The organism is Acinetobacter sp. YH12045, from assembly GCF_013419925.1.
Classification (GTDB): domain Bacteria; phylum Pseudomonadota; class Gammaproteobacteria; order Pseudomonadales; family Moraxellaceae; genus Acinetobacter; species Acinetobacter amyesii.
Window position 1 is genome coordinate 32402 of sequence record NZ_VOZE01000011.1, and the last position, 19181, is coordinate 51582.

The window sequence follows — 19181 nt, forward strand, 5'->3', positions numbered from 1 at the left end:
TTATTTCGCTTTTTGGTACTGCTTTTTAGCAGCATCAATAAAGCCTGCGAATAATGGGTGTCCATCACGTGGTGAACTTGTAAATTCCGGATGGAATTGTACAGCAATAAACCAAGGATGTTCAGGAATTTCAACAGTTTCAACAAGACGCTGTACTGGAGAATAACCTGAAATCTTCATGCCTTTTTCTTCAAGCACTGGGATATAACGGTTGTTCATTTCATAACGGTGACGGTGACGTTCAACAATCTCTTCAGAACCGTAAACTTGTGCAGTTTTTGTTCCCGCAACCAATTCAGATTTTTGAGCACCCAGACGCATTGTGCCGCCTAAGTCAGAATCTGCATTACGTTGTTGAACTTCGCCGCGCTCATCTAACCATTCAGTGATTAGACCAATCAATGGTGATTTTGTAGAACGGTTAAATTCAGTTGAAGTTGCATCGCTAATACCCGCAACGTTACGCGCATATTCGATCACAGCCAACTGCATACCTAAACAGATGCCGAGGAACGGTACACCGTTTTCACGTGAAAAACGAATCGCTTTCATTTTGCCTTCTGTACCACGTTCACCGAAACCACCCGGAACTAAGATTGCATCCGCGTCTTTCAATACGTCGTTTACATCTTGGCTTTCAAGCTCTTCAGCATTGACATAATCAATCTGAACTTTCACACGGTTTTGAATACCCGCATGTAAAAGTGCTTCGTTTACAGATTTGTATGCATCTGGAAGTTCAACGTATTTACCAACCATCGCTACACGAACTGTGTATTCAGGGTTCAGTAATGCATCTACAACGTTATCCCAGTCAGACAGGTCAGCTTCTGGAAGATCGTTATAACCAAAACGTTCGCAGATTAAATCATCAACGTTTTGTTCATAGAAAGTACGTGGAATTTGGTAAATTGAACGCGCATCTTTACAGACCACAACCGCACGCGCTTCAACGTTCGTAAATAACGCAATTTTACGTGTAGTGTCAGCATCAACATCATGCTCTGTACGGCAGATCAGGATGTCTGGTTGAATACCAATCGACAAAAGCTCTTTTACAGAGTGTTGAGTTGGTTTAGTTTTTAATTCAGCAGCTGACTTAATATATGGGAGTAAAGTTAAGTGCATTAACATTGTGCGCTTATGACCTAGTTCGACCATAAGTTGACGTACAGATTCCATGAATGGGAGAGATTCAATGTCACCTACTGTACCGCCGATCTCAACGATCGCAACGTCATAGCCTTCACCTGCGCGAAGAACACGTTCTTTAATATTGTCAGTAATATGTGGAATAACTTGAACTGTACCACCGAGGTAATCACCACGACGTTCTTTATTCAAGACATCTTGGTACACTCGTCCTGAAGTAAAGTTGTTCAGTTTGGTCATTTTCGCACGACGCAAGAAACGTTCGTAATAACCCAAGTCTAAGTCAGTTTCAGCACCATCCTCTGTGACAAAAACTTCACCGTGTTGGAATGGACTCATAGTCCCTGGATCGACATTAATGTATGGATCCATTTTTACCATGGTTACTTTTAAACCACGGGCTTCTAAAAGCGCAGCCACTGATGCAGCTGAAATACCTTTACCTAGTGATGATACAACACCACCAGTAACGAAAATAAAATGGGTCATTAAGTTTCTCGTACAATGGAGCCTAAATTGGCCTACAATGTTGTGCGATTTTACTTTACTCTGTACCAAGAAAGCAAAGTCATTCCGCATCAATTCATAGAACAATTAACAATTGGCTATTGTAACAGCAATTATCATAAAAATTTAGAGTAAGTTCTTATCATTTCTATATTCTTATTTGCTGTTATAATGCATTTATCCAATCCACACTTTTTTGTTTTGTGTAATTATGAATAAGAAACTTTTAATCTGCGGTGCAATCGCAACAGGTCTACTTCTTACAGCATGTGTAAAAAAAGAAGCACCAAAAGAAGAAGAACAGGAACAGGTTGAAGTTGCAACATCTGAACCAACAGCATCTGTACCTACACAATTGGAACCAGTTGAAGAACAACCAGTTGTTGAAGAAACGACTCAACAGCAAGTTGAAGTGATTCGTGAAGAGACACCGAATACAACAACCGAAATTCGTCGTGAACCTACTCCTCCTGCAGAAGCTCCTGCTCCAAAAGCAGAAGCGCCTAAAGCTGCAGAAAAACTTGCACAAGCTGCTCAACCTAAACAAAACTCAGGTTCTGCTCAGTCTGAAGATGACGCCGTGGCTGCTGCCATTGCTGCTGCAACACCTGCTTTAGAGAACTAAGATCGAAGTTTTATCAAACAAATGATCAAAAAAACCCGGCAATTGTCGGGTTTTTTATTGTTTCTATGTAAATAAAAAGCTGCACAAAACGATGCACAGTTTTTCTCACAACTATTCTTGTAATTTTTCAGCTAAATATTCAATAAATAAACGAACACGTTTCGGTAAATGCTCTTGTTGATAATAGACAGCATGAATAAGCTGTTCATGCGGTTCAATTTGATCGTCTAAAAGTTGTACCAATCGCCCTTCTGCAATATCTTTTTCTAACATAAAAATTGATAGACAAGCGATACCCATCCCATGAATTGCAAGCTCGCGGATGGTTTCACCATTTGATGCCTTAATATTTGGTCGGATCGTCAAAGGTTTCCCTGTGACTTGGATCGGCCAAGTATTCATATGGGTAATTTGACTAAATCCAAGTAAAGCATGTGCGGTTAGCTCTTCAGCATTTTGCGGACGTCCATGCTGCTGAAGGTATTCAGGACTCGCCACCAAACACAGTCGACTCTTGTAGATAAGTTTTGCATGCAAACTGGAGTCGTTTAATTTTCCAAAGCGAATTGCAACATCCGCTTTATGCTCTAATAAGTCAATCACTTGATCATGATTTACTAATTCAATCTCTATATGCGGATAACGTGCATTAAATTCTGGAATCAAGGGAACGATCATATGCAGAATAAAAGAAATTGCTGAATCGACTCGCACTAACCCCGAAGTATCTACATCTAATTTCAGCAGAGAATCTTCCGCTTCGCTCAAATCATTCAATATCCGCCGTGTTTTTGCTAAAAACAATTGCCCCTCTTGCGTGAGCTTAATTTTGCGGGTAGTTCGTTCCAACAAGGTTACATTTAATTTAGATTCCAGACGCTGTAATGCGCGGCTGACACCAGATGCTGTTTGATCTAATCTTTCTGCTGCTTTGATAATAGAGCCGCTATCTACAATAACAGTAAAAGCCTGCAGCTCCTCAATGGTCGATTTCATTGCATATTCTAATTCGTGATTTTTAATCAATAATATATTCCAAACTCATGCATTTTTCTTCATTAAAATTAGCAGCACAATAGCATCAATTCAAAAAAGAGAATTCCTGATGATTGTTCCCCAATTTGGTGTCGGTACCTTCCGTTTAACAGGTGATACTGTCATTCACTCAGTAAAAACAGCCTTAGAAGTTGGATATCGTGCTGTAGACACCGCACAAATTTACGGTAATGAAGCAGAAGTAGGCCAAGCACTCCATGAAAGTCAGGTCAATCGAGCTGATATTTTCTTAACCACGAAAATTTGGACTGAAAATTATACTACCGACAAACTGATACCCAGTCTAAAAGACAGCTTAATTAAATTAAGGACTGATGCAGTTAACCTCACACTTATTCATTGGCCCGCACCTGCACTTGGAGTCGATATTCCTGAATTAATGGGACATTTACTTGAGGCAAAAAAACAAGGATTGACTGAGCATATTGGTGTATCTAATTTTAATATTGAGCTCACTCAACAAGCCATTGATCACATCGGGCTGGAAAATATTGCAACCAATCAAATTGAACTGAGTCCTTATCTTCAAAATGAACGACTTGCGACTTACTTAAAACAGCAAAATATTGATGTCACCTCTTATATGACCTTGGCTTATGGCAAAGTGCTAAATGACCCAATACTTTCTGATATTGCAGCACAACACCAAGCTTCAGTTGCACAAGTGACACTCGCTTGGGCGCTGCAAAAGGGTTATGCCGTAATTCCATCTTCAACCCAACGTGAACATTTAACCAGTAACTTAAAAGCTCAAGACATTCATTTAACACCACAACAGATGCAGGCCATTGCCACACTAGACAGAAATGCGCGTGAAGTGAACCCACCTGAACTTGCTCCAGTGTGGGATATTTAATATGAAATTAAATTTTCCATTAATTGCATTAGCCGTAGGTGCTTTTGCAATTGGCACAACAGAATTTTCACCGATGGGTTTTTTGCCTGAAATCGCAGCAGATTTATCGGTATCTATTCCTCAAGCGGGCTTACTGATTAGTGCCTATGCCGTTGGCGTCATGATTGGTGCCCCATTGATGACCTTATGGTTAGCACGTTTTCCAAAACGTACTGCCCTTATTTTACTGATGGCAATATTTACCATCGGTAATATTTTGGCAACGATTGCACCTAACTATCTCGGTTTAATGGCTGCACGCTTAGTCACCAGCTTAAATCATGGTGCATTTTTTGGCTTAGGTTCTGTAGTTGCAGCGAGTGTTGTGCCGAAAGATAAACAAGCCAGTGCTGTTGCCATGATGTTTATGGGCTTGACCATTGCCAATATTGGCGGTGTGCCACTCGCAACGTGGGTGGGGCAAAATATCGGTTGGCGTATGTCTTTTGCGGCCATCACCTTACTGGGCATCATCACCATGTTGGCATTATGGAAAGCACTGCCCCATCAGCAACAGACCGAAAAACCTGATGTACGAGCAGAGTTAAAAGTATTAACACGCATGCCTGTTGTTTTAGCACTGCTGACCACGGTCATGAGTGCTGGAGCTATGTTCGCGCTCTATACCTATATCGCACCGAGCTTAAAAGTTTTTACCCATGCAAGTCCTGAGCTTATCACTTTCATGTTGGTTTTAATCGGGATCGGATTTTCAATCGGCAACCATTTCGGTGGTAAGTTTGCAGATCAGTCTTTAGATAAAACCTTAATTGACTTCTTAGTCTTACTAATGCTAATGATGCTGTTATTTCCAATTTTAGCAACAACCACCATTGGCGCGGCGATTGCTTTAATCATCTGGGGAGCAGCAGCCTTTGCCGTTGTACCACCTTTACAAATGCGTGTTATGACAGTAGCTCACGATGCACCAGGCCTCGCTTCTTCAGTGAATATTGGTGCATTTAATCTTGGAAATGCTTTGGGCGCTGTTGCAGGTGCCGCAGTGCTAAATCTTAACCTAAGCTATGCTGCAGTATCTTATACAGGCGCTACACTGAGTGCTATAGCGTTGATTTTAGTATTGATACAGATGAAGCTTAAACCTCAAACAACCGCATGTTGCGCACAAGCTGAGTAACACACACTTAAAATAGCCTACCCAAAGTAGGCTATTTTTTAGTTCGCATATAACTTTAAAAAATCTGCCATCAATTTGGTTGCCCATGAATGGGTTTCCACTAGACCTTCATAATAACCACAGTGACTGCCTTTTTTAGTGATCACCACCACTACATTCGGCAAAGAACGGATTAATTCTTTATAGGGTTCAAAGTTTTGAATGTGGCAAATAGGATCGTCTTCGGCATTTAAAATCATCAAAGGAATTTTAAGATTTTCAAATACATAAATTGGGTTGGTGGATTTGGCATAACTTTCATAATCAGTAAAACCCGCCATTTGAAAATATGTACGTTCAAACTGCGCCAGATCTTTACTTTTTAGTACTTCAACTAAAGAGGGTATTGCTGACCATGTTGCAGAATAGGGTTCTACAAATTTCTGAAAGAGCTTTTTCGTCATCATTTTACTGTAAAAAGGATGGACATTTTTAAAGCCAAGCTCAGTGTCATAGCCCGGACATAAAGCAAAAGCCGCTTTAAGTGGTGTTTCCTCACCTTGTTCGCCTAAATAGCGGACCAATAGCCCCGTTCCGGCAGATGAACCGACGCCATACAAACTCGATGCGGGAAATTTCTGCTGAATAAAGGCAATCTGTTCACGTAAGTCATCGGTTGAACCAAATAAGTTTATTTTGGCAACTGGCATAGGCAAATTGGCATGACCACGTCTTAAACAGAGTGCAATGCGCCAACCAGTATATAGGTGAAGATCCCGAACCACTTCCCGCATACTTTCAGGCGTTCCCGTAATCGTATGCATGAGCACCACAGTTGGCACATCCGCAGGTAAATCCAAACCCAACCATGCAATGGCTGTTACCCCTCCATCAGCCATGGTCAGCTGCTCTATAGCATCATATTTAAGCTTCACTTGACGCTTTTTAATGACATCAAAATATAGTAAATGTGCGTGGGTATTCGACAGCCAAGGCGTAGGGCGATATTTTTCATGTAGTTGCTTTAACTTCGGCAGCACATGTTTCATTTGCCCTTCAGGATGATAATAAAGCTGTGGTAATTCTGCACCGATAGCATGATCTACAAAATTTAAAAGAGCCTGACGCCCTTTATGCATCACATTATTCATTGACCCTACCTTCACCTCGCTTCGCACCACAGCAAATCATTTCCATCTTTTCACTTTGGCAGACAATGTCCATAAAAAACCGCATCTAAAAAACTGTATCTCGCTAGCAATATTTGTTTGCTTAAGCCTCATAAGCAAAAAGCATGACAATATCCATCATGCTTTTTATCATTCTGAGATGAGCATTTTAAAAACAGCAGATTTAAGGCTGATATTGCATAATGCGCTCACCCATTTTCGCCGCCAATGCTTCCAAGCCACTTTTTGGACGAAGCATGACTTCAAAATCAATCATCTGACCTTGTTCATTAAACTGAATCATGTCGATCCCTTTTAACTTTTTCTCTCCAACATTGGCAGAAAACTCAAGCACCACATTTAAACCATCTTCTGAGTAAAACTCACGGTGATAGGTAAAATTTTCAAAAATTTGAATCACATTGGTCAAAATAAAAGTTACTACAGGCTTACCTGGATATGGGTTAAACGCGACGGGTGAACGAAACACCACATCCTCTGCCAAGAGTTCATTTAAAATATTCATATCCCGTGTGTTAAGCATTTCGTGCCAACGTGCAACAGATTTTTTTGTTGTTTCAATAGTCATGTTTATGTCCTTTTTTTTTGATGAATCATTTCCCTTTCCTCAAACTCCTCTCCCAAATGGAGAGGAAGCACGACAACTGCATATTAAATTGAATGAAGTTGTCGTGGTTTAGTATGAGGCTGATTAAATCACCGCAGCCAAATCTGCACCTTGACGAATGGCACGTTTAGCATCTAACTCACCTGCTTCTTTCGCACCACCAATCAAATGCACATTTTTCCCATCTGCTTGTAGCTGTTCATACATCGCGGTATAGGATTCCTGACCTGCACAAATCACCACATGATCAACATCTAAAATATGTGATTGACCATCAACGGTAATATGCAAACCTTGATCATCAATTTTGTCGTAGCTTGCACCCGCAATCATTTTCACATCGCGGTGTTTCAAACCTGTACGGTGAATCCAACCCGTGGTTTTACCTAAGCCAGCACCAACCGATTTAGCCTTACGTTGCAATAAATACACTTCACGCGGCGATTCTTCGACGTCTGGATGTTTCAAGCCACCGACTTGCGCATAAGTGGTATCAATACCCCATTCATCATAAAACTTCTCAGGATTGAGGCTACCGCTTTCACCTTCATGCGTTAAATATTCAGCCGTATCGAAACCAATACCGCCTGCACCAATGATTGCTACACGTTTGCCAACAGGTTGACGTTCACGTAATACCTGTAAATAGCTCAATACTTTTGGATGATCAATACCATCTATATCTAACTGACGCGGTGTTACACCCGTCGCCACCACGATGTCATCAAAATCAGACTGAGCTAATTCTTCATAAGTTGCCGTATGGTTCAATACCAATTTAATCTGGGGCAATAGTTCTATTTTACGTTTGAAATAACGCAGCGTTTCATAAAACTCTTCTTTACCAGGAATCGTTTTCGCAATATTAAACTGCCCACCAATTTGGCTCGATGCTTCAAAAATAGTTATGTTATGACCACGCTCTGCAGCATAAGTTGCAAAGCTTAAACCTGCAGGTCCCGCACCAATCACAGCGATATTTTTCACCTGTGCAGATTCTTTAAAAATCAGTTCAGTTTCATAGCAAGCTTGAGGGTTAACCAAACATGTTGCAATTTTCATTGAGAAAATATGATCTAGGCAGGCTTGGTTACAACCGATACAGGTATTAATTTCATCACTACGACCTTGTTCTGCTTTTTCCACAAAACGTGGGTCAGCCAGCATTGGACGTGCCATGGACACCATATCTGCATCACCCGAAGCAAGTACGTGCTCAGCCATTTCAGGAGTATTGATACGGTTTGAGGTGATTAAAGGAACATTCACAAGACCTTTTAATTTCTTGGTCACCCATGTAAATGCAGCACGTGGCACTTTGGTTGCAATGGTCGGAATACGTGCTTCGTGCCAGCCAATACCGGTATTGATAATAGTTGCACCGGCTTTTTCAATGGCTTTTGCAAGTTGCACAACTTCTTCGAAAGTCGAACCACCTTCAACCAAATCCAGCATAGAAAGACGGTAAATAATAATAAAATTTTCACCGACTAATTCACGCGTACGACGCACGATCTCAATTGGAAAACGAATCCGGTTTTCATAACTGCCACCCCATTCATCATCACGGTGGTTGGTACGTGCAGCAATAAACTCATTAATTAAATAACCTTCTGACCCCATGACTTCTACACCGTCATAACCCGCTGTCTGTGCTAACTGAGCACATTTGGCAAAATCATTGATCGTGCGTTCGACGTCTGCTGTGCTCAAAGCTTGCGGTTTTACTGGGTTAATTGGTGCTTGAATAGATGAAGGTGCAACATTATTGGCTTGATACGAGTAGCGACCTGTATGCAAAATCTGCATCGCAATTTTACCGCCAGCATCATGTACCGCCTGCGTAATCACTTTATGTTTTTCTGCTTCTTCTAAAGAATCTAATTTTGAGCCACCAGCAAATGTCACACCATCATCATTGGGAGAAATACCACCAGTTACAATCAGACCTACACCACCTTTCGCACGCTCAGCGTAAAAAGCTGCCATGCGTTCATAGCCACCCGGTGCTTCTTCAAGGCCGATATGCATAGAACCCATCAATACACGGTTCTTTAGCGTTGTAAAACCTAAATCTAGTGGTGCCAATAAATTTGGATAATTTGACATTTTTTCTCCTTAGCGTGCTGAAAAGCTGGCTATTTTTATCTTCGCTTGTATACGAGCTTTCTCTTTCCATCTACGCATACAAGATTTTTGCAACTTGTTGCACTAATTTATATGCGAGATTTGATTTTTATGCAACATGTTGCATAATAAAAAGTACAAAACTATTTTGACTGAGCCATATATGTCTTTAGCCCATGTTTTACTCACGAGCTTACTTGAAAAACCGAGTACAGGAATTGACCTTGCACGCCGTTTTGACCGCTCTATGGGCTTTTTTTGGAATGCAACACATCAGCAAATCTACCGTGAACTCAGTGGCATGCAGCAAAAAGGCTGGATCAGTACCATTGAAGATGAGCACAGTACAACCCGTAAAAAAACCTACCAAGTTGAACAGCTTGGACGCGTAGAGTTGGCAAATTGGATGGTTGAACAAAGCCCTCCGGCTCAGTTACGTGAAGAGTTGATGGTCCGTTTACGTGCTGAAGCTCAACTGGGTACAAATGGCGTATTACCTGAATTAGAACGCCATCTAGACATTCACAAAGAAAAACTAAAAGTGTACCAGTCTATTTTTGCAAAAGACTTTGCACATGCGCATGATGAAGACCGTACTTTGTACATTCATAAAATGATTTTACAGCTTGGGATTGATTTGGAAATCGGTTGGATCAAATGGCTCGAAACCATCATTCCACAGTTGCATAAATTTAATCGCTAAAACAAAAAATAAATAGGAAGCCGCATGCCGCACTATACAATGCCAGATCAACAACAACTATATGTTCGTGAATATGGTCAAGGAGAACCAATCCTGGTTTTATCTGGACTCGGCATGCAAAGTTGGCAATGGCACCCTTTTCTATATCAACACCGAAAGCATTTTAAATTTATCATTCCAGACTGGCGTGGATTTGGCGGCTCTAAACATTGTCATATTCCAAATATGGACACCATTTCAAGCCATTGGCGAGATATTGACAGCTTAGTTTCCCAGCTCGGTTACGATAAAATCACGGTGATTGCTTACTCCATGGGGGCAACGACCACCATGCACGGTTTGAAATACGGTCAGTTTGCCGAAAAAATTAAACGTTATTTGCACATCGATCAAACGCCTAAAATTAGAGTAGATGAAGATTGGCAATATGGTTTATATGGCAAACGCCACACTGAGTTTTTAAGTATTTTAGAAGACATCTCGAAGGTACTTGCAACTAACCTCTCCGTGCCATTTGCACAGCAGATGAATAAACATGACCGTCAAGGTCTGGTCGACGCTTGGTTACGGTTCATAGACTTACAAAATAGCAATCCTTATGCATTATCAGCTTTCCGTTTTGCATACCAACAACCAACTTTACAGAAGCTGATATTACCCTCACAAAGTGTGGCCTATTTATATTGGTATATTCAAAATTATTTAAACCATACTGAAGATTATCGTGAAGCCATTGCAGCACTCACCGCACCGACGACTTTTTTCACAGGGGCAAAATCGATCCTCTATCCTGCTCAAGGTCAAAAAATTATTGCTGACAGCCTAGTCAATGCTGAGCAGATTATTTTTAAAAAATCGGGACACACTCCATTAATCAGTGAACCGGTCAAATTTAGCCGTGAAATCACCAAGTTCTTAAAACAAGCGCTCTAATTAGACTGAATAAAAAAACAGGCTCAATACTTTCAAGATTGAGCCTGTTTTTTTATGAAGGTAAGCGTTACTTAACTGTTTGCGTCAAAATTGAATTTCAAATTTAACGTTATTATTACTTTTTAAAATAAGCACTAGAAAACCCGACGATCGTATTCAATTGCTTCCAAATCATATACTTGGTAAACACAATCAAATAAAGGACGTGCCAATTCCCCTTCATCATCATTCCGCACGATCAAATAAATTTGGCTAATGGCAGCACTGTCCGATAATTTCACATAATTCACATGCCTAAACTGCATAATTTGGACAGATTCAGGAACAATACAAATGCCTTCGCCCGCAGCGACCATACCCAGAGATTGCTGCAAATCTGCTTGAGTATTGAAGCGTTTCGGCTCCATCCCATATTCTAAAAATAAAGACTTGATCAGCGTTGCATAACTTTGACCATCCGTTGCAGGATAAATAAAAATCTGCTCATCTTTGAGATTATTTAATGCAATCTGCTGCTGTGAAGATAAAGGATGACTCGAATGCACCGCAACAATTAGTGGCTCTTCACGCAATAGCACACGTTTAACCGCCTGATCCGACACTCGAACTCGGCTAAAGCATGCATCAACCCGACCTTCTTTTAATGCCTGAATCTGATCGACTGCACTCAGTTCAATTAAATTTACATTTAAGTGTGGATATTGCTGACGGAATAAATAAACAATTCGAGGTAATAAACCACAGAGTAACGAACCGCCATACCCAATATTAATAGTACGTTCAGTGGCACTGGCCCGCTGCGTAATGAGCTTAATTTCTTCTGCATTGGAAAGTAACTTCACAGCTTGCTGATAAAAGAAACGGCCAATGGTGGTGGTTCTCAAAGGACGGCTGCCACGCTCAAAAAGCTGTGCACCCAACTCTTCTTCTAAATTTTGAATTTGACGACTTAAAGGAGGTTGAGCAATAAATAGCTTTTCAGCAGCCTTCGTAAAACTCTGTTCTTCTACAACGGCGACAAAGTAACGTAAATGTCTTAATTCCATGACATTGTCCTTTAATGTCGAATTTCTTTCATAATGGTCTTTTATTTGAATATATCAGGACGACACTCAAATCACATCCTTCAAATTCGGTTATTTAAAAGATGTATACACCACATTTATTGTTTGGTCATGCTAATGTGAAACGATTACAAGGTTAACCCGACTTTAGTCTTGGCAATTTTGCTCAATCTTCTCACATGAAAAACTACAAAACGTGATTGACTTCATGAAACAATTCAAGTTAATTAGCAAAATCGTTGCAAATATGGAATAAGAACAGTGCTGAGTGATCTAGATGATTTTTATTGTTTTGCCCAAGTGGTCGAACATGGTGGTTTTAGTGCAGCCGAACGTGCAACAGATATTCCAAAATCAAAACTGAGTCGTCGGGTCTATAACTTAGAAGAACGTTTAGGTGTCCGCCTGATTCAACGTAGTTCACGACATTTTGCTGTTACAGATATTGGTATGAATATCTACCGCCATGCACAAGTTATGATGAATGCCGCTCAAGCCGCACATGATTTGGTTGATCATCTCAGTACGCAGCCGCGCGGCTTAATTAAAGTCAGCTTACCTGTTTCCATCGCGCAAAATGAAATGACCAAAATATTGCCTGAATTTTTAAAGCAATATCCAGAAATCAAAGTGCAAATGATGGTGACCAATCGACGCGTAGATATCATTAATGAAGGCTTCGATCTTGCGCTACGTGTACGTTCAAATCTAGACGACGACCCCAATTTAGTCATTCGTAAATTTGAAACGATTGAGCAGCACTTATTTGCCAGTCAGGCGTATCTGAATAAATTTGGTGAACTCAAACAACCTGAAGATTTATCTCAGCATCAAATATTAAGTATGGCGGATGAGCATCTCGATCAACATATTATTGTGACCGATGCACAGCATCATCAGAAAAAAATCAAAGTTAACCCAACCGTGATGGGCTCTGACCTGTCTATGTTAGCTGCACTGGCCTGCCAAGATTGTGGCGTGGTGTTATTACCCGACAGTATTGTGTCCGATCACGTGAAATCAGGTGCTTTGGTTCGTGTACTACCTGAATGGAAAGCTGCACATGGTATTTTCCATGCTGTTTATCCATCTCGTCGTGGCTTATTACCTGCTGTACGTGTATTCATTGATTATTTAGTTGAAAAACTCAGCCAACATGAACACGCTAAATTTTAAGCAAAAAAAAGCTTACCCATGTGATGGGTAAGCGAAAACTTAAAAACTAAGTAAAATCAGAAACTACAGCAGAATCTGTAGGGCTATTGTATAAATAAAATACATCTTTATTAAATCGTTAATAGCTCTAACTGATTTTTTGAGCTATAGGCAAAGCCTTACAAATTAAGACTTAGAGAAATGTAGTTAGTCTTAAAAACGATAACGCCCATAACCACCACGAACTCCTAGACTAAAGTCAAAAAATATACAACTGTATAATTTTATTTAACTTCAATCATTTGGACACAGCAGATATGGCATTAACAACACTACTGAGCTTAGATCGCGGGATATTCGCCTGTACCCTCTGGCCATGGAGATAACAACTCAAAACCCGTATCGGTTACAACAACCATATGTTCCCACTGTGCCGATAAAGAACGGTCTGCAGTAATTACTGTCCAGCCGTCTTTTAACTCTTTAGTACGCGCTTTACCGCTATTAATCATCGGTTCAATGGTAAAGACCATGCCTTTTTTCAGAATGACACCTTGACCCGGTTGACCATAGTGTAAAACGCTTGGTTGCTCATGATAAACTTTACCAATCCCGTGACCACAGTATTCACGTACAATGCTGTAGCCTTCACGATGAGCAACTTGTTGAATGGCATAGCCTACATCACCCAATGTTGCTCCCGGTTTAACTGCATGAATCCCTGCAACCATCGCTTCGTAAGTAGTTTCGACTAACTTTTTAGCCGCAGGCGAAACCTCACCCACATAGTACATACGACTGGTATCACCGAAATAACCATCTTTAATGATAGCAACATCAATATTGATAATGTCACCGTCTTTCAATACGGTTTCTTTCGAAGGAATACCATGACAAACCACTTCATTCGGTGAAATGCAGGTGGTTTTGGTATAGCCATAGTAGCCAACGTTGGCAGGAATCACTTTAAGTGTGTTGACGATAAAATCATTGCAGATATCATCTAGATATTCAGTGGTCACGCCCGGCTTGACATACTCCCCGATCATCTCTAAAACCTGAGCAGCTAAACGACCTGAAATGCGTAATTTTTCAATATCTTGCTCGGTTTTAATCGTGATTTTGGAAGCTTTCATCTGAATATCCTCAAATTTGAATACACCGAATTATAGACCTTTTAGATTTTTTTTGTTTTATTCAGCCAATATTTCTGCATTTATTCGGCTTATAGCATCCTATTTAGTGCTGAAAATTAGAACAATTGATTTATATCTGATAAATCTTAATAGCTAAACTTATTCCTATAAAAAATTTATATACAATAAATTTCTTTTATTTATCATAAATATAAATAAAACATTATTTTATCTGTCAATATATTCATGATTCGTATTATAAAAACTATCTATACGATTTATAAATTTTGCTCCAAAAACGAGCTTAATTGCACTAAAATTGCCTTTTTTCACAGTTCATCTCCCCTTTATGACAAGTCTTCGTACACGGGATATTGTTGCCTTAGGTTTTATGACCTTTGCACTATTTATTGGTGCAGGTAACATTATTTTCCCACCAATTGTCGCACAGCAAGCGGGTGAACATGTTTGGTTAGCTGCATTTGGTTTCTTGATCACTGCAGTTGGTCTACCTGTCATCACGATTATTGCTTTGTCGCGTGTTGAAGGTTCTATTCAAGTTTTAAGTTCGCCTTTGGGTAAAGCAGCCAGCATTATCCTTACTGTCGCGTGTTACTTAGCTGTTGGACCTTTATTTGCAACACCTCGTACAGCTACCGTTTCTTATGAAATTGGTTTCTCTTCTTATTTTGGTAACAGCGCAAACAGTCTGCTGATTTATAGCGTGATTTATTTTGCATTGGTGACGATTGTTTCACTTTACCCAAATAAAATTTTAGATACCGTAGGTTATTTCCTTTCACCACTCAAGATTTTAGGCCTCGTTATACTGGGTATCTCTGCGTTCTTTATCCCTGCCGGTGTGATTCCACCTGCAATTGATAACTACGTAACTGCACCAGTTTCTGAAGGTGTAGTAAATGGTTATTTAACCATGGATACCTTAGGCGCTTTAGTTTTTGGTATTGTGATCGTCAAAGCCATTACTTCACGCGGCGTAACGGATAGTAAGCTCGTCACCAAATATGCTGTCATTGCCAGTATTATTTCTGGTATTGGACTTACACTGGTATATATCAGCTTATTCAAACTCGGTATGGGCAGCCATGATATTGCTCCAAATGCAACAAATGGTGCAGTGATCCTGCATGCATATGTACAACATGCTTTTGGTGATATGGGCGCTTATTTCCTATCTGCAATGATCTTTGTTGCATGTATGGTGACCGCGATAGGCTTAACCTGCGCATGTGCTGAATATTTCTCAGAATTGACTAAAATTCCATACAAAGTTTTTGTGTTCATTTTAGTTGGCTTCTCACTGCTTATTTCAAACTTAGGTTTAACCAAACTCATTGCCGTTTCAGTGCCTGTTTTAAGTGCGATTTATCCACCTGCGATTGTAGTTATCCTACTGAGCTTCTGCTCTAAATGGTTTATTTCACCATCAAGAGTTATTGCGCCTGTTACCGCATGTGCGTTTATTTTCGGTATTTTTGATGGTTTAAAAGTGGCTGGTTTCGAAGATGCACTTCCAAGCGTTATTGCCAATCTACCACTTGCTCAACAAAATTTAGCATGGCTGATGCCATCAGTGATTGTGCTGATTATTGCTGCTGTAATTGATAAAGTTAAAAAATAACCTTTTTTGACCTGTCTAAAATCGGAGTTTTACCCGAATGACGATTTTACCTGTGACCAATAATTGTCGAGTTTTACCCAAACTGACATTTATTTGTCCCACTACAGCGCAAAAATCCTAAGTCATTGAACTTTTCAATAAAGTTTTATTTTCATGATGAGAAAAAAATCCAGCCCTTTGGCTACAAAATATAATAATAGTTAAAATACAAATACTTTCTGCAAAATACACCGTACACAAACTCCATGATTAAGCCCGATTCAGACTGTAAGCTAGGCGGTTTCGTGTCATAAAGCCGATATACCCGTGTTGGTATATATATTGCTTATTCATACATAGATATTATGCATCGACCATTTTACTCACCAGTCAACACCTTTAGATTCATAATATTTAGTATATGAATAAAATGATTATTCTTACACGATGATCTAACATAGTTTTATGACAAAATAATGACATTTACTATTGAAATACTTCTAGTTTCGAAGTACAACAGTAGTTCAAACCTGACCAAAATCATGGGTTTTGGCTAAACAACAACACGGAGGGGTGGAGATGTTATCAGTACATTTCAAAAAGCAATTCTTCATTAACGCTCTGAAGGCAAATAAGAACATGGTGACCTATACAAGCACCACTATTGCTCTCATGCTGACACTACTTATTCAAGGCTTAATACAAGGAAATTTAAGACCTGAATACTTTGCTTATGCGCTTATTGTCTCGGTGGCCTTTTATTTATGGGCAGTCATTGACCACAAATATCGAAAGCAAAAATCAACAGAATTTTAAGTTAGAAGATGGATGAGGCATCATCCATCTTGAAAAAAGAAAGATGCCACCCCCACCTTCTCGATCATTTAATCCTTTTTAAATAACAATACAAATAATCCCTAAAATAACCAGAAAATCATCAGCCTTTTCTCATAAATTTTCAATTCTGCAGAACTTAAAATTTTGTTTATATAAATTCTTCGACCTAACAATCGTCTGCACTTTAAAAGCTTTTATCTCCTGATTAGCCTCCAATCTAATTGGTACTATTTATGATTGATACTACTTTGCTTAAAACCAAAATTTAACGATGACTCCAAAGAGCAAACCGAGTGTTGCAATTAACTCACCAATCACCAATCCAAGCATTGCCATACTCATCATCCATTTAGGTAAATGCCATTTGCCTAAGACGTGCGGTACTTTAAATTGATTGGTGGTATCAGCTAAAAAGCCATGCAGCACATAGCTTAAAATCGAAAAGCTAAAAAAGAACAAATTGATGATTACAAAGAGTAAATTGAGTGTATGTGGAAGTGCTGAAAAATAGGCCAATACCGCTAAAATAAGCGTCGCTGGGGCGTATAACAAACTGCTCCGATGTGCTATATCGACATAATAATGCGCACGTGCCAGTTCAGACTGTCTTATTTGTGCATATTTCCACACACCCGTGAGCATACCTACCCATAAATAAATCCCACTAAAGACTATCGCAATTTTTACTGCACCCGAAAGTTGAAGCATGTCCATTTTAATTTACATCCATTGTTCAATTACACTCATTATTTTTATCTGTATTTATACTGCAATAGTACTTGCTTCAAACCTGTTATGACATGACTTTAGAGTCATACTCTTTTCAGGTTTCTTTTTGGAACTTGTGTAAATTAGAGGCATCGGAATACATCCATAAAGTTTGAATCATGTCATCATCTGAAAAACTCACGATTCATTGCCAAGACGGCTATTCGCTGAGTGCGCGCTTTTATCCGCACCAGACAGACCTAAAACAGGTTTTACCTGTGTTGATTTGTCCAGCTACAGGCATTACCAAGCAATTTTATAATAGCTATGCAACATGGTTGAGCCAACAAGGCTATGACGTTTTAGTTTTTGATTTTCGTGGTATTGGTGAGTCGCTACATAGCCCTTTAAAACAATCGACAGCAAGTATTGTGCAATGGGGGCAGCTCGATATCCCTGCGGCAATCGACGCTTTAATCAGTAAAACGCAAGCGCCTAAAGTCATATTACTCGGTCATAGTGCAGGCGGGCAATTATTAGGTATCGTTCCAAATTATGACAAAGTTGCCAAAGTGGTTGCTGTTTCTGGCTCTACAGGACATGTTAAAGAACTTAAAGGTCGCACCAAGCTTTTAGCTCCGGTGATGTTTAATGTGATCTTCCCGATTGCACGCTATACCATTGGCTATGGGCCGACCAATGCGATTGGCATGGGGGAAAATTTGCCAAAAGATGTAGCTCGTGAATGGGCTGAATTTTGTAGCAAACCTGGTTATGTCATCAATGCCTTAGGCAAAACTGTTCAGCATGATTTTCATCAAAAAGTGAGCTGCCCGATCACCGCCGTATGGAGCTCCGATGACGAAATTGCCACGGAAGCCAATGTCAAAGACTTGCTGCGCTTATACCCGAATGCTTCGACTCAAATGATTGAGTTAAAACCGAAAGAAACAGGTCATAAAGCCATCGGACATATGTTGATGTTTAAATCATCACATCAAAACCTATGGCCGATCATTGAACAACAGTTACACGCTTAAGTTTTTACCACTCAGTCAGTAATCCGGCTGAGTGGTCTTTTTATGGACTGCACAATAATTTCTACTTTTAGATTCATTCAAACTGCCTGACAGCTTACATATTCTATTTTCTATCTTTAAAATCTGCACTGAACATCTAAGTGTACTTATTTTCATCAGCCGACCATTGCAAAAAATGATATAACTATTTTTTCTCAATTATATTCTATTTTGGCATGAGTGAAGCACGACACAACCTCGACAGAATTGATCGTTTAATATTATCCGCATTAAGAGAAGATGGACGACTCACCATAGCCCAGCTTTCTGAACGTGTTGGTCTCTCCTCTTCGCCGTGTTGGACACGCTTAAAGCGTCTAGAAAATTTAAAAATTATCGACGGCTATACAGCCAACATCAACCCAAAATCGATTGGGATCAATGAATTATTCTTTATTGAAATTACATTAGAACGTCACGACGATGAAATTTTAGATCAATTTAGTGAAACTTTAGCCAATATGCCAGAAGTAGTAGAAGCACATTTAGTCACTGGCGATTATGATTATTTGGTGAAAGTTGCAGTTAAAAATGCTGAACACTATGAGCGTTTTTTACGTAAAAATTTATATTCTATGAAAGGTATACGCCATACCCGCTCTATTTTTGCGCTACGACAATTAAAATCTGCCAGCAGTGCTGACCTCATGATGATTGAGTAATGAGCCA

Annotated in this window: 18 protein-coding genes; 10 read left to right on the top strand and 8 right to left on the bottom strand. The window is 39.7% G+C overall.

Annotation, left to right across the window (positions count from 1 at the left end; genetic code table 11):
- Positions 1 to 1641, bottom strand: coding sequence for a CTP synthase (locus FTU02_RS12995; RefSeq protein WP_180157474.1), 1641 nt, complete (start codon positions 1639 to 1641; stop codon positions 1 to 3).
- A gap of 229 nt (positions 1642 to 1870) precedes the next feature.
- Here FTU02_RS12995 and FTU02_RS13000 point away from each other — a divergent pair, with 229 nt between their 5' ends.
- On the top strand, positions 1871 to 2284 hold the full coding sequence (locus FTU02_RS13000) for an internalin (protein WP_180157476.1): 414 nt from the start codon (positions 1871 to 1873) through the stop codon (positions 2282 to 2284).
- Positions 2285 to 2395: 111 nt separating this feature from the next.
- On the opposite strand, the gene FTU02_RS13005 is transcribed toward FTU02_RS13000, so the two are convergent.
- Positions 2396 to 3280, bottom strand: coding sequence for a LysR family transcriptional regulator (locus FTU02_RS13005; protein ID WP_180157513.1), 885 nt, complete (start codon positions 3278 to 3280; stop codon positions 2396 to 2398).
- A 106-nt stretch (positions 3281 to 3386) separates the two neighbouring features.
- Here FTU02_RS13005 and dkgB point away from each other — a divergent pair, with 106 nt between their 5' ends.
- The gene (gene dkgB, locus FTU02_RS13010; protein WP_180157515.1) at positions 3387 to 4196 is read left to right on the top strand and encodes a 2,5-didehydrogluconate reductase DkgB; all 810 of its coding nucleotides are present in this window, start codon (positions 3387 to 3389) and stop codon (positions 4194 to 4196) included.
- Between the two features lies 1 nt (position 4197).
- On the top strand, positions 4198 to 5373 hold the full coding sequence (locus FTU02_RS13015) for an MFS transporter (protein WP_180157478.1): 1176 nt from the start codon (positions 4198 to 4200) through the stop codon (positions 5371 to 5373).
- 38 nt (positions 5374 to 5411) lie between these two features.
- On the opposite strand, the gene FTU02_RS13020 is transcribed toward FTU02_RS13015, so the two are convergent.
- The 3 genes from FTU02_RS13020 to FTU02_RS13030 form a co-directional block, all read right to left on the bottom strand.
- The gene (locus FTU02_RS13020; protein WP_180157481.1) at positions 5412 to 6503 is read right to left on the bottom strand and encodes a YheT family hydrolase; all 1092 of its coding nucleotides are present in this window, start codon (positions 6501 to 6503) and stop codon (positions 5412 to 5414) included.
- Between the two features lie 202 nt (positions 6504 to 6705).
- Positions 6706 to 7110, bottom strand: coding sequence for a nuclear transport factor 2 family protein (locus tag FTU02_RS13025; RefSeq protein ID WP_078193923.1), 405 nt, complete (start codon positions 7108 to 7110; stop codon positions 6706 to 6708).
- Positions 7111 to 7233: 123 nt separating this feature from the next.
- Positions 7234 to 9258, bottom strand: coding sequence for an NADPH-dependent 2,4-dienoyl-CoA reductase (locus FTU02_RS13030; protein WP_180157483.1), 2025 nt, complete (start codon positions 9256 to 9258; stop codon positions 7234 to 7236).
- A 181-nt stretch (positions 9259 to 9439) separates the two neighbouring features.
- On the opposite strand from FTU02_RS13030, the gene FTU02_RS13035 reads away from it, so the two are divergent.
- Together FTU02_RS13035 and FTU02_RS13040 are read left to right on the top strand one after the other, a co-directional pair.
- Positions 9440 to 9979, top strand: coding sequence for a PadR family transcriptional regulator (locus tag FTU02_RS13035; protein WP_078189188.1), 540 nt, complete (start codon positions 9440 to 9442; stop codon positions 9977 to 9979).
- Positions 9980 to 10003: 24 nt separating this feature from the next.
- A complete protein-coding gene (locus FTU02_RS13040; protein ID WP_180157485.1) occupies positions 10004 to 10912 on the top strand; it encodes an alpha/beta fold hydrolase in 909 nt (302 codons plus the stop codon).
- A 134-nt stretch (positions 10913 to 11046) separates the two neighbouring features.
- Here the strand turns inward: FTU02_RS13040 and FTU02_RS13045 are convergent, their stop codons facing one another.
- Positions 11047 to 11958, bottom strand: a complete 912-nt coding sequence (locus FTU02_RS13045) for a LysR family transcriptional regulator (protein ID WP_078188530.1) — start codon at positions 11956 to 11958, stop codon at positions 11047 to 11049.
- 279 nt (positions 11959 to 12237) lie between these two features.
- On the opposite strand from FTU02_RS13045, the gene FTU02_RS13050 reads away from it, so the two are divergent.
- Complete coding sequence (locus tag FTU02_RS13050) at positions 12238 to 13152, top strand: LysR substrate-binding domain-containing protein (protein WP_078188531.1); 915 nt, start codon at positions 12238 to 12240, stop codon at positions 13150 to 13152.
- Between the two features lie 320 nt (positions 13153 to 13472).
- Here the strand turns inward: FTU02_RS13050 and map are convergent, their stop codons facing one another.
- Positions 13473 to 14267, bottom strand: a complete 795-nt coding sequence (gene map / locus FTU02_RS13055) for a type I methionyl aminopeptidase (protein WP_078193926.1) — start codon at positions 14265 to 14267, stop codon at positions 13473 to 13475.
- A gap of 349 nt (positions 14268 to 14616) precedes the next feature.
- Here map and brnQ point away from each other — a divergent pair, with 349 nt between their 5' ends.
- Both brnQ and FTU02_RS13065 read left to right on the top strand, forming a co-directional pair.
- On the top strand, positions 14617 to 15909 hold the full coding sequence (gene brnQ / locus FTU02_RS13060; protein ID WP_180157487.1) for a branched-chain amino acid transport system II carrier protein: 1293 nt from the start codon (positions 14617 to 14619) through the stop codon (positions 15907 to 15909).
- A 558-nt stretch (positions 15910 to 16467) separates the two neighbouring features.
- Positions 16468 to 16704, top strand: a complete 237-nt coding sequence (locus FTU02_RS13065) for a hypothetical protein (RefSeq protein WP_078188534.1) — start codon at positions 16468 to 16470, stop codon at positions 16702 to 16704.
- A gap of 273 nt (positions 16705 to 16977) precedes the next feature.
- On the opposite strand, the gene FTU02_RS13070 is transcribed toward FTU02_RS13065, so the two are convergent.
- On the bottom strand, positions 16978 to 17439 hold the full coding sequence (locus FTU02_RS13070; RefSeq protein ID WP_180107444.1) for a hypothetical protein: 462 nt from the start codon (positions 17437 to 17439) through the stop codon (positions 16978 to 16980).
- Between the two features lie 173 nt (positions 17440 to 17612).
- Here FTU02_RS13070 and FTU02_RS13075 point away from each other — a divergent pair, with 173 nt between their 5' ends.
- Both FTU02_RS13075 and FTU02_RS13080 read left to right on the top strand, forming a co-directional pair.
- Positions 17613 to 18473, top strand: a complete 861-nt coding sequence (locus FTU02_RS13075; protein ID WP_111884969.1) for an alpha/beta fold hydrolase — start codon at positions 17613 to 17615, stop codon at positions 18471 to 18473.
- A gap of 215 nt (positions 18474 to 18688) precedes the next feature.
- Positions 18689 to 19174 (top strand): Lrp/AsnC family transcriptional regulator, encoded by a 486-nt coding sequence (locus FTU02_RS13080; RefSeq protein WP_078188537.1) that lies wholly within the window; start codon positions 18689 to 18691, stop codon positions 19172 to 19174.
- Positions 19175 to 19181: the final 7 nt, after the last annotated feature.

What these genes read in the sequence shown, in the direction of transcription:
- FTU02_RS13045 (WP_078188530.1), bottom strand. Translation starts at nt 11,958, where the DNA reads ATGGAATTAAGACATTTACGTTACTTTGTCGCCGTTGTAGAAGAACAG.
- FTU02_RS12995 (WP_180157474.1), bottom strand. Translation starts at nt 1,641, where the DNA reads ATGACCCATTTTATTTTCGTTACTGGTGGTGTTGTATCATCACTAGGT.
- FTU02_RS13025 (WP_078193923.1), bottom strand. Translation starts at nt 7,110, where the DNA reads ATGACTATTGAAACAACAAAAAAATCTGTTGCACGTTGGCACGAAATG.
- FTU02_RS13005 (WP_180157513.1), bottom strand. Translation starts at nt 3,280, where the DNA reads ATGAAATCGACCATTGAGGAGCTGCAGGCTTTTACTGTTATTGTAGAT.
- FTU02_RS13070 (WP_180107444.1), bottom strand. Translation starts at nt 17,439, where the DNA reads ATGGACATGCTTCAACTTTCGGGTGCAGTAAAAATTGCGATAGTCTTT.
- brnQ (WP_180157487.1), top strand. Translation starts at nt 14,617, where the DNA reads ATGACAAGTCTTCGTACACGGGATATTGTTGCCTTAGGTTTTATGACC.
- FTU02_RS13030 (WP_180157483.1), bottom strand. Translation starts at nt 9,258, where the DNA reads ATGTCAAATTATCCAAATTTATTGGCACCACTAGATTTAGGTTTTACA.
- FTU02_RS13020 (WP_180157481.1), bottom strand. Translation starts at nt 6,503, where the DNA reads ATGAATAATGTGATGCATAAAGGGCGTCAGGCTCTTTTAAATTTTGTA.
- FTU02_RS13040 (WP_180157485.1), top strand. Translation starts at nt 10,004, where the DNA reads ATGCCGCACTATACAATGCCAGATCAACAACAACTATATGTTCGTGAA.
- FTU02_RS13015 (WP_180157478.1), top strand. Translation starts at nt 4,198, where the DNA reads ATGAAATTAAATTTTCCATTAATTGCATTAGCCGTAGGTGCTTTTGCA.
- FTU02_RS13065 (WP_078188534.1), top strand. Translation starts at nt 16,468, where the DNA reads ATGTTATCAGTACATTTCAAAAAGCAATTCTTCATTAACGCTCTGAAG.
- map (WP_078193926.1), bottom strand. Translation starts at nt 14,267, where the DNA reads ATGAAAGCTTCCAAAATCACGATTAAAACCGAGCAAGATATTGAAAAA.
- FTU02_RS13000 (WP_180157476.1), top strand. Translation starts at nt 1,871, where the DNA reads ATGAATAAGAAACTTTTAATCTGCGGTGCAATCGCAACAGGTCTACTT.
- FTU02_RS13075 (WP_111884969.1), top strand. Translation starts at nt 17,613, where the DNA reads ATGTCATCATCTGAAAAACTCACGATTCATTGCCAAGACGGCTATTCG.
- FTU02_RS13035 (WP_078189188.1), top strand. Translation starts at nt 9,440, where the DNA reads ATGTCTTTAGCCCATGTTTTACTCACGAGCTTACTTGAAAAACCGAGT.
- FTU02_RS13080 (WP_078188537.1), top strand. Translation starts at nt 18,689, where the DNA reads ATGAGTGAAGCACGACACAACCTCGACAGAATTGATCGTTTAATATTA.